9 protein-coding genes are annotated in these 14,651 nt (G+C 32.9%); 4 read left to right on the top strand and 5 right to left on the bottom strand.

All coding sequences use genetic code 11. From position 1 onward, the window contains the following. Nucleotides 1-60 precede the first annotated feature (60 nt). From V9L05_RS02790 to V9L05_RS02780, 3 genes are all read right to left on the bottom strand, one after another. Nucleotides 61-1,227 (bottom strand): tail fiber domain-containing protein, encoded by a 1,167-nt coding sequence (locus V9L05_RS02790; protein ID WP_338814298.1) that lies wholly within the window; start codon nucleotides 1,225-1,227, stop codon nucleotides 61-63. Between the two features lie 344 nt (nucleotides 1,228-1,571). Beyond that, complete coding sequence (locus V9L05_RS02785; RefSeq protein ID WP_338790439.1) at nucleotides 1,572-1,790, bottom strand: hypothetical protein; 219 nt, start codon at nucleotides 1,788-1,790, stop codon at nucleotides 1,572-1,574. A gap of 90 nt (nucleotides 1,791-1,880) precedes the next feature. Further along, nucleotides 1,881-7,196 (bottom strand): choice-of-anchor D domain-containing protein, encoded by a 5,316-nt coding sequence (locus V9L05_RS02780; RefSeq protein ID WP_338814297.1) that lies wholly within the window; start codon nucleotides 7,194-7,196, stop codon nucleotides 1,881-1,883. 395 nt (nucleotides 7,197-7,591) lie between these two features. Here V9L05_RS02780 and V9L05_RS02775 point away from each other — a divergent pair, with 395 nt between their 5' ends. The 4 genes from V9L05_RS02775 (at nucleotide 7,592) to V9L05_RS02760 (ending at nucleotide 10,373) form a co-directional block, all read left to right on the top strand. Beyond that, nucleotides 7,592-8,047: a GNAT family N-acetyltransferase gene (locus tag V9L05_RS02775; RefSeq protein WP_338790442.1), complete on the top strand. Its 456-nt coding sequence runs from the start codon at nucleotides 7,592-7,594 to the stop codon at nucleotides 8,045-8,047. Between the two features lie 126 nt (nucleotides 8,048-8,173). Beyond that, on the top strand, nucleotides 8,174-9,349 hold the full coding sequence (locus V9L05_RS02770; RefSeq protein WP_338814296.1) for an amidohydrolase: 1,176 nt from the start codon (nucleotides 8,174-8,176) through the stop codon (nucleotides 9,347-9,349). A gap of 92 nt (nucleotides 9,350-9,441) precedes the next feature. Then, complete coding sequence (gene xrtF, locus V9L05_RS02765; RefSeq protein ID WP_338814295.1) at nucleotides 9,442-9,957, top strand: exosortase family protein XrtF; 516 nt, start codon at nucleotides 9,442-9,444, stop codon at nucleotides 9,955-9,957. A 5-nt stretch (nucleotides 9,958-9,962) separates the two neighbouring features. After that, entirely contained in the window at nucleotides 9,963-10,373 is a 411-nt protein-coding gene (locus V9L05_RS02760; protein ID WP_338814294.1) for a hypothetical protein, read from the top strand. A gap of 68 nt (nucleotides 10,374-10,441) precedes the next feature. Here the strand turns inward: V9L05_RS02760 and V9L05_RS02755 are convergent, their stop codons facing one another. Together V9L05_RS02755 and V9L05_RS02750 are read right to left on the bottom strand one after the other, a co-directional pair. Further along, nucleotides 10,442-11,917, bottom strand: a complete 1,476-nt coding sequence (locus tag V9L05_RS02755; protein ID WP_338814293.1) for a BatD family protein — start codon at nucleotides 11,915-11,917, stop codon at nucleotides 10,442-10,444. Between the two features lie 420 nt (nucleotides 11,918-12,337). Continuing rightward, nucleotides 12,338-14,500, bottom strand: a complete 2,163-nt coding sequence (locus V9L05_RS02750) for a hypothetical protein (RefSeq protein ID WP_338814292.1) — start codon at nucleotides 14,498-14,500, stop codon at nucleotides 12,338-12,340. Between the last annotated feature and the right edge of the window lie 151 nt (nucleotides 14,501-14,651).

Raw genomic sequence — 14,651 nt, 5'->3', positions numbered from 1 at the left:
ATTTTACGTAGTTCCAAAAAGAATTTTAACTAGCTAAAGGGATGATATATAAAAATCCTATCATTCCTTTTCTGCAAGTTGTTTCTTTATCTTATTGATTTCTTCTTGAAGTGTTTTGAGTGCTTTGACTTCTGATTCTAATGCTTCTATCTTAGTAGCTTGCTGCTCAATGATTGCTTGTTGTTCTTTTACTGCATTGATAAGCATGTAGTTCAATGCCGAAGCATCATAAGACAAGATATTTTCTCCAGTTAGACCACTGTTGTCTTTAGAAGTCGTACTACCTTCTTTGTAATCAGCATCATTAGGGTTTTTCTTATCAGACTTGTAAACAACTTCCTCTACCATATAAGGAGCAATTTGTTGAATATCTTGGGCAATAACGCCAACAAATTCTTTTTCAAGATCATCTTTTATTGCAAACTCTTTTATATACTTAAATTTTACTGGGTTGATTGCCAAAATCTTAGAAAGACCATCTGTATAAGGAATAATGTCTTTTTTAAGTCTTCTGTCAGAAAAAGCAGCCCAAGTTCCACCACCCGTTTTATCTGCAGTACCATTAACAGAAAGAGTGGCTGTAGGATCTTCTGTGCCAATACCTACATCTCCATTTCTTTCAAAGGTCATAATAGTAGATGGAGCAACACAAGCTGTACGTAGGTAAAGGTTGTTAATAAGACCCTCATGTTCAAAAGCAAAACCACAGTAGCTAGTAGGATTGGTAGTATAAAGTGGTACGTTTTCTTCAAAAACAAGTCTTCCAGACTCTACGTTATTAAAACTTCCTAAATTACTTCCTATTTTAAAGGTGGGTTCTGCTCCTGTTACTACTAAGTCCATAGTACTACTTAAATTATCTCCCACTACCATATTTCCTCTTGTGTATATATTATCAGTAATTGAGCTAGGGTTGTTTGTACTTCCTTGAACAAAAAAATCAGCATCAGCTCCACCTGCACCAAGTTGTGTCCATGTTCCACTAAAAAACCAAAATGAATCTGTTGTAGTATCATATACCAAAAGACCTTCTGCAGGTGTAGCAATGGCATTTCGCTGTGCCGTAGTCATTCGGGGGATTAAAACTCCCTTGTTAGTTGATTTTACATCTAACATAGACGACGCATCTGCATCTGTGTTATCAGTATTGATGGCTACACCTTGAGAAAATGACTGCGTACTAAGTAGAGTAAGCAGCAAAACGAATAATAGATTATATTTTATCATAGAGTTTAAAAATTTGAGTGTGTTTTAATTATTCAGATGGAAAAACACAGGTATTGAGAAAAAATAAAGAGTTAATTATTGAATTGAATTGGTCAAAAAAGTATTTAATTTTTGATTGTAGAAAAAAATAATGAATTGTTTAAAGCAGCACTTGCGATTTATTAACTTAACAATGAAAGTACGAAGAATGATAAAAATTGTACTAAAACGAGATGTTGATTTTTTGTTGATTGCTTATAAAACAATAAATTAATTATATAAATTCTTTAAAAAAACATATAAAAAATCTCTATTTAGTAATTATTACAACTAAATAGAGATTTAAAGAGACAATGTGAAATAGTTTACTTCATTTCATTTTCTTCCTCTTGATTGTCTTTATTTCTAAAATCATAGACTTTTTTAGCTCCATAAGCTGCGCCTGCTGCCAAAAGTAGTGAAAGACCTCCATCTATAGGTGCGCCTAATGCATTAGGTGGATCAATAGGAAAACCTCCACCTTGAGCAAACAAATAGTCTACAATAAAAAATCCAATAAGGAGTAATACAATTTTTTTGAACATAATAAATAGTATTTTAATAGATGATGTTTTAGGTAAGATAAATAGCCGTAATAATACAATTAATACGGCTATTAATATCAATAATAGTGCTTATTCTTTAACAATACGTACAGTAGTTGTTTTTTCAGAATCCGAAACTTGAAGTAAATACAAACCAGAAGCCTGTTTTTCTAAATCAATTGTGCCTTCTAAAAATGCTCCTTCTTTAGATTGCTCTGCTTCAAAGATGATTCTGCCTGTGGCATCAAATAAACGAATGGTGTAATTTCCTTCTTTATTTGTTCTCAAGCTATATGAAAAACGATTTGGAGTTGGATTTGGATACACCATCAACTTTTCATTCTCAAAGAAATCTTGACTTGCTTCTGTTTTGAATAAAAGCACAAAACGTTTTACTTCATTTCCTTTTGTTGCTAAAAACTTATAATCGCCTTCTGCTTTTAAGTTATGTAACGAATCTGTCAAGGAATCATACAAATAAAGTTCGTGTTTTGAATGGAAATATTTCATACTGCGAAGCGTAATTTCATACTCTCCATCTGTCAGAATATTCATGGCTAAAGGTAAAGTTTGGTCGGAATCAAAACGTCCTAATCCATTGATAGCAAAATATTCCGTTTCTGCTGTTTCTGTATTTTCATTGTATGAATAAAGGGTAGGACTTGCACTATTCATTTTGTGAAGTTTGGCTGCATCATATTTGCCATCAAAATTAGGAGTTGCCCCTGATTCAAAATAAATTGTGGTTTCATCTAAAGAATTTCCTTTCTTTAAAGCAATTCTAATCAATCCTTCTTTCAGATTTTCAGTTTCAGTCGTCTTATAGAAACGAGTATCCGTACTCAAACGAACCCCATTATTCATATTGACAGTTCCTCCACCTAGAGTTCTGACAAAGAAACCTTGCATAGAAGCAATTTCTTTTTTACCTCCATTGTTCGAAACCCCATTCACATATTCTGCAAAAATACCTTGATACTGATTAACTGGAATATCAATATAAACAGCATCTTCAACTCCTGTAGAAGCTAGCAAAACTAACTCCCAATCAATTGGAGAGGGATACGGATTTCCAACCAAATTATAACCTTCTTGGCTAAATCCTCCACCACTATTTGTAACAGAAATAGATTGACTTCCATTATTCAATGTTCCATTCAAATCTACGGTTACACCTGTGGAAATATTGGCTTGATAACCTCTAGTTACAGTCAAATTAGCTGTGGTAGGAACTTTGTAATTTGAAATAAAAGGATTGAAATAAGCACTTGATGTTGCACCTGCATTATTTTCTTCATACTGGAAGAAAGTAGGGAAAGGACGAACAAAGGCAGGTTCGGGAGCTGTATTGTAAGCTGTCGTCAGAACTAGACTCATATCATCTCCAAACTGGGAAACTGTTGCATCAGAAAAAGGAGAACTAAATAAATGATATCCTCTTCCATCTGTGCCTCCTAAATCTGAAACAGCAGGTAAGTAGCGTTCCATAATGACAGTTCCTACAACTGTATTTGTAGGAGAATCATTGATTACTAAAGCCGTTTGAGTTGCAGAAGAAAGCAAGGCAAAATCAGTCGTTGAACCTGTGACTTCTACTTCGCCAGTAGATTCTAAATGTAAAACCTCTACAATACTCATATCACCTGTGATAGTCAGTTTATTTCCATTTTCTACAAGAATCTGATTGATGTTTACATTTTTATAATCTGTAAAATCAGAAGTAAAAGTGAGATTTTTATCTACGATTACATTTTCAGGATAATTTCTATTTCCTGTCGGTTTTATGGTATCATTTGCTATCGCTGCATCAACTGCCCATTGAATGGTTGAATAATAAATGCCTGTACGAACTAAAAGTACATCACCAGATGAATTATTAGCTCCTTCTACTACAAAATCATAAGCAGCTTCATCACAATCGTTATTATTTATAGTAATAGTTGCTGTTCTTGTTCCTGTTCCAGAAGGCGTAAAAGTAACATCAAAAGTAGCACTTCCACCTGCTGCAACGGTTGCTGGAATGCTACTTACTACAAAATCAGTTGCATTTGTTCCACTTGAAACAATAGAAGTAATAGTCAAAGTCTCTGTTCCAGTATTTTCAATCGTATAAGTAATTGTTCTTGATGTGGCTGTGTTTCCAAAATCTGTATCATCAGAAACATTGGGGGTTATATCGCCATCTACAATAGAAACTGCATTTCCTTGCACATCGATTTCTCTAGTGCTGTTTACAGTAACTGTTTGTGTTGCTGTTTGAGTATTTCCATTACCATCATCTGCTGTCCAAGTTACGGTTGTATTTCCAATAGGGAAAGTAGCAGGAGCATCATTTGTGAAGGTAGGTGTTCCACAATTATCACTTCCTGTTGGTGTCCCTAAAGCAACTCCAGAAGCTGTACAAAGTCCTGTATCTGTGTTTACAGTCACATTTATTGGTGCTGTAACTGTTGGATTTGTAACATCATCAAGAATTACATTTTGATCAGCTGTGACACTATTGCCATTACCATCGTTAAATGTCCAAGTTACAACCGTTGTTCCTTGGGCAGTAATTGGAAATACTGTTCCTGTTGTTCCTGTAACTGTTCCTGCACAATTATCTGTTGTTGTTGGTGCAGTTGGAGTAGACGAACATTCAGCAGTAACATCTGCTAATGTCGGCACTACTGGTGCTGTAACATCATCAAGAATTACATTTTGGTCTGCTGTCGATGTATTTCCATTACCATCATCAAATGTCCAAGTTACAACCGTTGTTCCTTGGGCAGTAATTGGAAATACTGTTCCTGTTGTTCCTGTAACTGTTCCTGCACAATTATCTGTTGTTGTGGGTGCAGTTGGAGTAGACGAACATTCAGCAGTAACATCTGCTAATGTCGGCACTACTGGTGCTGTAACATCATCAAGAATTATATTTTGGTCTGCTGTCGATGTATTTCCATTACCATCATCAAATGTCCAAGTAATAGTGGTAGAAGAAGTAATTGGAAATACTGTTCCTGTTGTTCCTGTAATTGTTCCTGCACAATTATCTGTTGTTGTTGGTGCAGTTGGAGTAGACGAACATTCAGCAGTAACATCTGCTAATGTCGGCACTACAGGAGGTACATTATCTGCTGTTCCATTTCCATTGATAGCAAATGTATAAGGATTTTCATCTGCATCATCATTAGTTATTGTAACTAAAGCTACTCTATTTCCTATTGCAGAAGGATTGAAAGTAACTGTAAAAGTTTGTGTTCCTGTTGTAGCTGTTACTGTCGCAGGGAAAGCAGGAAGACCACTTAAAGTAAAATCAGCAGCATTTGCACCTGTAACTGTGATATTACTTACTGTTAGTGCTGCTCCTCCTGTATTTTGAATAGTATATGTCTTAGCAAGACTATTCGTTCCACATTCAGCTACATCTCCAAAATTAGTATCATTGGTTAGACTTGTAGTTCCTGTTCCACTTACGATATTATTGCCATTACCTTGAACATTGATTTCGGAAGCAGTTGTTCCTGTTCCTCTTATGGAAAAGTTATAAATTGCTTCATCACAATCATTATTATTTATTGTGATTACAGCATTTCTTACCCCAACTACAGCAGGTGTAAAAATAACATCAAAGGTTGTTGTTCCACTGGCAGCTATTGAGGTAGGAAGTGTGATACCACTCAATACAAAATCAGCAGCATCTACTCCTGTTATAGCAATAGAAGTAATATCTAAAGCTAATGAACCTGTATTTTGGATTGTGTAAGTTACTGTTCTATTAGTAACTACATTGCCAAAATCTGTATCATCTGTCAAAACTGGAGTAATATCTCCATCAACAATAGAAACTGCATTTCCTTGTACATCTATCTCTGGATTTCCTCCAATTCCTTGCACTACAAAATTATAGATTGCCTCATCACAATCATTTGTATTTACAACAATAGTCGCATTATTATCTCCACAAGCAATAGGCGTAAAAGTAACATCAAAAGTTGCTGTTCCACCAGCAGACACAGTCGTAGGTATGTTACTTACAGTATATTCAGCAGTATTACTTGATAAAATAGAAGAAATATTTAAAACTGTTCCTCCTGTGTTATGAATTGTATAAGTAAGTGTTCTAGTAGTTAGCACGAGTCCAAAGTCTGTATTATTGCTTACTAAAATATCAGGAATTCCTGCTCCATCTACAATATTATTTAATGGTGTGCCACCTTGTATATTTATTTCTGCTGAAGTAGAAGGGCAAGTTTCAAAAGCTCCTAAATCTACAGTTGTAGCTCGTATACGAGGATTACCTGCTGCATCCAAAGTAATATTGGCTGGAATAGGAGCATTATTTCCAATATTAATCATTGGAGAAGTTGTTTGTAAATTTAGATTACCAATAGCTGCATTTACAAAAAGTGGATCTTGATTAAATAGATTATTTCCATTATTTGTAGTTCCTGCAGGAAATGCAGCTTCTTCAACTAGAGTATAAGAAACATTTACTGCTGAACCACTAAAACCTCCATTAAACCAAGACTGCCCAGTACCAGCGTTTTCCCAAAAGATGCTATTTGTAACTGTGGCAATACCTGTACCACCAGCACCACCTTCATTATATATTCCCCCACCTTGATTTGTTGCTCTATTTTGAGAAAAACTACAATTAGTAACTTTTGGGTTTGCCTGACCACCACAACAAGCATCATTGTATATTGCCCCCCCTTGAGCAGCTTGATTTTGAGTAAAACTACAATTAATTATTGTCGCATTAGCGTTACCCCCACAGCATCCATAATTAGCCATTGCTCCTCCTTCACCTCCTATATTTCTTGTAAAAATACAATTTGCTGCAATGGGTTGAGATACACCTCCACAACATCCGTCATTGTACCACCCTCCTGCTCTTATACCAGTAGAGCTACCATTTGCATTGCCTCCAACTATGGTAAATCCATCTAGTCGTGTAGCATTAGAAGCATTACGAGTATATACTACATGAATAGAATTATCAGCATAATTTCCATAAACAAGTGCAGGAAATACTCCTGTTACATTGTCATTTCCATTCAAATCACCACTTAGGATAGTTTCATTGGCAACAAAATCACGAGCATCAAGCAGAACTTGATTAATTCTAGTTTCTTTACCAGAAAACCCTCCATATATTTTTACTCCACTAGGAATCTGAAAGGTGGCATTACGATTTGTCCCATTAGTAGGTTTGTAAGTTCCTTTAGCAACATATATTTGTGTACCTGCAGTAGCACCACTTATAGCAGATTGTAAACTTGTATAGGCATCTGTCCAAGAAGTGCCATTATTAGCTCCAGTAGCAGAGGCATCTACATATCTTTGAGCTTGAGCTTGTGTATAAAAAAGTATTCCTATAAATAGAAGGAGATACTTGAAAAGTTTGTCTTGATGTTTCATTGAAAAAAAATTTAGTGAATAATTAAAACAGCTTTATCATTAATTAACAATGAAAATACGGATAATAATAATAATTAGACTAAAATAAGGTGTTGATTTTTTGTTGATTGCTTATAAAACAACAAATTAATTATACATATTCTTTAAAATATGACACAAAAATCATCTACTCTCATCCAAACAACTTTTCAAAATCTGATTTTCAATAAAAATTACATAGCTTTGAAATGTAGATATTTTTGTAGTTTTATTTCAGTTTGATTATCAATTTTTCTAAAGTGTTAAGGGATTGGATACATATTTTTACTTGAAAAAAAGCCTTTTTTTGCCTACCTTTATGTTTTTCGAAATGATTTAGAAATCTAGATCAACTTTTTAAACCAAAACCCTACTCAATGTCTATTTCAATAAAAAAGCTCACTCCAAGTTCTACTTTTGATACTTCTCTTTTAGAAGAAATAAATGAATTTCTTTTTAAACATTTAGAACAATATGGCGATCCAAAAGCTGATATCAGAAAGGCTATGGATTATTCACTATCAAAAGAAACTGGAAAAGGAGGATATATTTTTTATGCAGTTGAAAATGAAGAAGGCAAAGAAAAAATTGTTGGTGCAACTGTCATCAATGAAACAGGCATGAAAGATTATATTCCAGAAAATATCTTAGTTTATATTGCTGTTGATGGTTCGCAGCGTGGAAAGGGAATTGGTAAAAAAATAATGCAAGAAGCAATGAACAGTGTAAATGGCTCAGTTGCTCTTCATGTAGAACCTGATAATCCAGCCAAAAAACTCTATGAAAAACTAGGATTTACAAATAAGTATTTAGAGATGCGTTGGCAACAATAAATTTAGAAGTTAGAAGTGAAGACAGAATAAAAATCAAATCTTGTATTTTCATTCTCTTGATTTTCCTCTTCTTCTCTGTGGTTAAAATGTATTTCAATTCTCACTTCTAAACTCTAAATTCTAATTTTGTTACCTACTCGCCAACAACTTCATAAAATAGCCGAACTTTCCAATCAAGAATACAAAACAGCTAAGTTTGTAGTTGATTTTCTTACAACCTGTAATCCGACCTCTATCCAACAAAATATAGGAAATACAGGAATTATAGCAATTTGGGAAAGTGAAAATTTTGATACAACTAAACACAAAACGATTGCTTTTCGTGCCGAATTGGATGCTTTACCTATTCCAGAACCAAATAATTTTGATTATAAATCAGAACATCAAGGAGTTTCGCATAAATGTGGACACGATGGACACATGACTATTTTGCTAGGAGTTGCTCAGTATCTGAAAGAAAATTTTGATATACTAATTCAGCAAAAAAATAAAAGAGTAATCTTACTTTTTCAGCCCGCCGAAGAAACAGGTGAAGGAGCTTTACAGATGCTTAAAGATAAGCAACTACAAAAACTACATTTCAAAATTGATTATTTCTTTGCTCTTCACAATATTCCTTCTTACGAAAAAAACCTAATTGTTTGTAGAGAAAAAACCTTTGCAGCAGCTTCTACAGGAATAATTATAGAATTTGAAGGCTTGACTTCACATGCAGCCGAACCTCAGAATGGAAAAAACCCTGCTTTAGCATTAAGCGAACTAACTACTTTTCTTTATTTTTTATCAGAGAATATTATCAAAGAAAAAGAAAATAAAGATTTTGTGTTGGTAACTGTTGTAGATGCTATTTTAGGAGAAACCTCAAGAAAATCATTGGATGATATTGCCTTTGGTGTTTCGCCTGCAAAGGCTCGTGTTTGTGCTACTCTTCGCAGTTATTTAGATGAAGACTTACAGCTTCTTTCTCAGAAAACAGAACAAAAAGCCCAAGAATTAGCTAATAAGCATGATTTAAAACTCAAAATCAGTTATTCAGAGAAATTTGCAGCTACTACCAATACACCAAAAAGCGTAGAGCTTATTAAAAAAGCAGCTAAAAAACTAGATTTAAAGTATCAAAACAAAGAAAAACCATTTAGTTGGTCTGAAGATTTCGGACAATTTACGCAGCGTTTTGAAGGAGCTATGTTTGGATTAGGTTCTGGAACGAATACACCAGAACTTCATCATTCAAATTATGATTTTCCTGATGATATTACTCAAACTGGAATAGATATGTTTGTAGAATTAATCCAAAGTTAGAGGTATAAAATGTAATAGCCTATTTTTTGTCTTCTAAATTTAATTTAATTTCGTACATTTCAATTTCAAAATTATATACTTTAAAAATTGACATGAAAAATCCTGTTGTTCGATTTGTGATTTTATTTGTAGCTATTTATGGAAGTTGGTATTTATTGTATGAACTTTGGCTGGCAAAAAACACTCCAATTGATACAATTTTGATAGAATGGGTAGGACAAAGTAGCACAAAACTATTGACATGGTTAGGATTTGAAGCCTCTTATCAGTCAATGGCTCATACTGTTTATCTCAATTCTTTAGCTTGTATTTCGGTAGGTGCACCTTGTAATGGACTGGCTCTTTTTGCTCTTTTTGCTTCTTTTATTTTGGCTACTCCTGTTTCTATTAAACCCAAACTTTTATTTATTCCTTTGGGGATTGTTGTTATTTTTCTGCTCAATGTAATTCGTATTTCTGCTCTTACTCTCAACTTCAAATATTATCCTGAAAGTGTAGATTTTAATCACCATTATGTATTTACGTTTATTGTTTATGGTGTTACTTTTTGGATTTGGATGATTTGGGTAAATAAATTTATGATTCCAAGTTTGAAAACAAAATCTTAATTCCATTGCAAAAAAAACTGTTTTACCTTTTACGTATTTTTGGAATAATTCTGCTTTTTTTAGGATGGTTTTTTTTAGGAATGAGCCGTATGAAATTAGCAAGTTTTATTTCTGATACTTTCTCGTATCTTCCTTATATTTCTGTTTTGGATACAGGAATAGTGAGTTTATTATTTGTTCTTCTCAATGGATGGATTATTTGGTTGGCTTTTCTTTCTGTTCCAATTGTCAAAAAAACCATGATTATTCATTGTTTGATTTATATACTTGTTGTCACCCTGACACTTACTTATAAGTTCTTTGAGACAAAATTTTTATTTAATCTATCCGAAAATTTACTTCGGTTTTATTTTTCTCCTCTTATTCCTCTCTTTTCTATTCTAGTTTTTTATATTTCAAAGAAATTAGAGTCTTAAAAAATCATTCACAGAAAAAGACTGACTTTTCCTGTGAATGAGTCTTGTTTCTTTGTCGTTTTCGTTTTCTATTCCTGTTTATCTAGGTCTCTTTGACGTATTTTTTTACCTACCAAAATGCTCAATCCTAATACTAAGACGAGTAAAATAGCTATTCCATTGATTCCATATTTTTCCCATGTTATTTCATTTTTACTTCTCAGACTATTACTTTCTTCATTAATTCTATCATAAAAAGAACCTAAATCAGCATTTCCGATAGAAGCATTTTTTCTACTTTCTCCTGTTACACTCAATGTTATATTTGAAGAAAGTGTATCATAATTGCCCTTTTTGGTATTGAAGAATATATAACTAAAATAATCCTTCATTGGATAAAGCCCTGGTTCATTTGGAATGATATAATAATTAAAATCCTTCGTGCCATAAACAGCATTATTATTTCTTCGTAGCATTTCAGAAATAGTAGGTTCATAAAAATCAAAATTTGCTGTCTTTGGAAGCTGTGGTTTTTCGATAACAGACAAATTACCTTCTCCTTCAATTCTAAATTGATACTGTACACTTTGTCCTGTTTTCAAGTCTTTACTTCCTACTTGTTCCTTTAAGATATAATTTCCTACTGGCACTTGGTCTTTGAGTGGGTGTGGAGGTAATTCTTTAACAGTAATGGAAATAGGTTCACTATAATAGGTTTTGATATTCTCTTTCATCTGATTAAAAATACTTTGGGAATTGACAGCAACATCATATTTTACCATTTTGAAAGGAATAGCAGGAATAGATATTTTTTGAGGACTTAAAGAATAAAAAACAGCTTGATATACTTTATACTGGCGATAATCTTTACCTCTTATTTTGACCATTTCTGGAACAGGCTGAATAATATTAAAATTCTCTTCAAGGGCATTCTTTGGTCTTATTTGTTTTAATATTTCGGCTTTCTGTTCTCCTAATTCATAAAAATTAAGCGTTGCACGATTTGAAACGGCTACATAAAAAGACATAGTAATTGTAAATCCTTCTCCTGTATATGGGTTTTGTTTGTTTGTTGTGATAGCAAAAAAAGCATCATCTTTTACTGAAATATATTCTGTATTTTCAGTTTTGCCCCAAAAGCTATCAAATGGATTTGTAGTGGTAGACTTGCCTTTTACATCAATGCTTGCACCTGCATGGCGCACTTTTTCACCATTAACAGTCATATCAAAAGGACGTAAAAAATACGTTCCCTGCCTAGAAGCTCGGTAGCGTTGCGTAACAGCTTGCGTTTTGGAAACCTGACCATTTACAAAGTTTATTGACTGTGAAGTATATATTTCAGCTTTATCCATTCCATTTATTTTAGGAAATTCAGAGTATTTTTTTAACTCTCCATCTTTTACTGTGACTGTAACTTCAAAATCTTCATTCAAACCAATGGTTGTAGTTCCTACTTGAAGGGTTATTTCTTGGCAAAAAGCTGTTTGAGGAGCTATAATTACCACAAAAATTACAAACCAAAATATTTTCCAATTCAATCTGTTGATAATCAATTTATTCATAGTTACTTTATTAATTATTTTATTTATACTGCTCTTCTAATAATAGAAAAATTATATCTCTTTTACTAAAACAAGCCTTTTCTTATTTTTCAAATGTAAAACAGAGTTAAAACCCTGTTCAATTCATAATTTTGTCATTCTCGGTGTCTCAACTGACGTTACATTGTAGTAGTCTGAACAATTACAAATTTTACTAAAATAGTATGTTTTTATTTTATACAGATTAGAACATCTTTTATTCTATGCAATTTGAGTTAAGTAATTACAAATAACTCTTTTTTTTATGGAAAAAGAAAGTTTGTAGATTTAGAATTTAGAAATATTATAATCTATAAAAAAACACCTATTAGAAGAAAAAATCTAACAGGTGTTTTCTTAATTGTTTTCTTCTATATTCTAGTAATGATACTAAAGATATTTTTAGCGAATTCCCAAATTTTGGTGCATTTCTAAAATAAAGTAACGCACAACAGCACGAATAGCATCTTTTTGAGAATCAGAAGAAACATTATGTTTTCTTAAAAAATCATCTGAAAAAGATTTATCTCTATTAACAGTCATATAACCCGTACAGACGGCATTCTCTAACTTGTTAGTGCTTGGTTTACATATTACTCTAAAAAAGTCTGTTTTGCTTTGTTTCCAGCCGTAAGTCTGATATTTTGCTCCAAAAATAGTAACATTATATCCTTCTACATCTCCAGATTCGCTTCCTCCTTTTACCATTTTTTCTACTTCAAGATTTGTACTATATGCGTTATTGGACTTATTATTTTTAATAGATTTTATTTCCATTAAAAAACGATCTGAATCTCCAAAACGTTTTACTTCATAAAAATACTGCGTGCGAGTTTTGCTCACATCAACAATTCCTGTAAACCAACTTTCACTATTACCTTTCAAGCCGACTGCCCATTCTCTTCCCTCAGGTGCAAGCCAAGAATATCTAGGAACAGTTTTATTGAGTTCTTCAATCTGTTTGATGGTAGGAGAGTTTCCATAAATATCTTCTAAAACTTTTACTTTAGCACGCTTCAAAAGAGCATTTTTGCGTATTTCTTGTTTGACAGGTTTTCTTGACCAACGATTTTTTGGAGCAGCAGGTTCTGGGTCTAAATCATCTCTCTTAGACAAGTTTTCTATAAATTTTCTACCTTCTTCTAAATTATAAAAAGTTACGTTTTCTAAACGTTCTTTTTCATATTCATAAACCAAGTCTTCTTGTACAAGACCTTTTAAATCTAATCGTTGTTGAATAAGACTATCCAAATAAGGTTTTGCTAATGGCTCAAAAAATTTATCTTTTTCTAAAGCATTCTTAAAACTATAAAGTTCAGAAGGAGTATCTGCTTTATCAAAAATATCATCTACTTGCTCCAAAAGAGTTTGTTTGTACTTTTCTACATTTGCAGGTGTCAAAAACTCTATATTTTCAGGTGTTGTAATAGCATTTTTTATTGCTACTAAAGGACGAATATCACCTTGATAATGTTGATAATATTGGGGCATTTCTAAAGGAATATCAATAAACATTGGACGTTCGGTAGTAAGTTTTCCAAGTCCTGTAAGAGTTTCTAACTGTGTTGAAATTTCTTTATATTCATCGATAGCATTATCCATATAAGGAAACTGTTCTTCACTAAAATTTTGATTTTTAAGGGCGTATAGTTTACGAAAAGCAATGACATGCTCTTTTCCTTCTTGCACAAGGGCTAATAAATAAGTAGCCTTTAACTGATGTTCTTTATTGGCAAATTTAGGAACTACGAAGTTACGGAGTAGCTTTTCAGTTTCTTCTTTTACATCTTGTGGCTTTTGTGCTTGATGAACAAGGTAATTAGCATACTCTAATTTGGCAAGTTCACTCTCATCCTCTGCAAAACGTTTCATTACTTGATGAGCTTTATCTTTCTGATAAGCAAAAGGCATCTCATTTATAAAATCACTACGACGATTTCTGAAAAATTGCCATTTTGCTTTCATGTAATTTACATTTTGGCTGTATCTTGCGCTATCTGTACTAGCAGCTTTATCTAAAAACTGCATACCTGTTGTATAATCAATCTCAAACTCTAAGAAGTAACGTCCTAACAAAAACTGACTTTCTGCACTTGCTTCTGTTTTGGTAGCTTCTTTATACGTATCAAAAATATCCATCAGATAAAGGTCTGTATTGTCTTGGTAATACATGTGCAAATCCATACTATCAGCTACTACATCTAACCATTTTCTAGCTGCATCTAAATTTCTAGGAATATCTTCATTTCCAGTCATATAAATTTCGAAAAGTTCTCTAGCTGCAGGAACTTTCTGTGTCGAACTGGTAGCCATAGCTTGAGAATACCATTTTACAGCGTTTTTGTAATCTCTATACTCTCCACTTGTAAACATATCGCCCTTAAAAGCATTTGCAATTTTGAGCATAGCAGTAGAATTTCCTGCTTTCGCTTGTTTTTTATAGACCTTATAAGTCTCTTTAGAAATAGTTTGGGGAGCAGAACCACAACTTGTCATCAAAAAAGATACTAGAAAAACTGAGAAAAAGAGCAGTAAAAGAGTTATATTTTTTTTTATATTTTTCATGAGAACTGACATAATAATATTTAGGGATAGGAAAAAATGAGCTAAAAAGAGCAGCTAAATTTGATTAAAAAATTAGGTGAAATTAATTTTAGAGTGCTAATTTAAGGCTTTTAGTGTAAAAAAAGACATATTTTCTTAAATTTATTCCAAA

This window comes from Bernardetia sp. Wsw4-3y2, from assembly GCF_037126295.1.
Classification (GTDB): Bacteria; Bacteroidota; Bacteroidia; order Cytophagales; family Bernardetiaceae; genus Bernardetia.
Note: the sequence above shows the minus strand (reverse complement) of the source record. Positions and strands in the feature narration are given on the sequence as shown.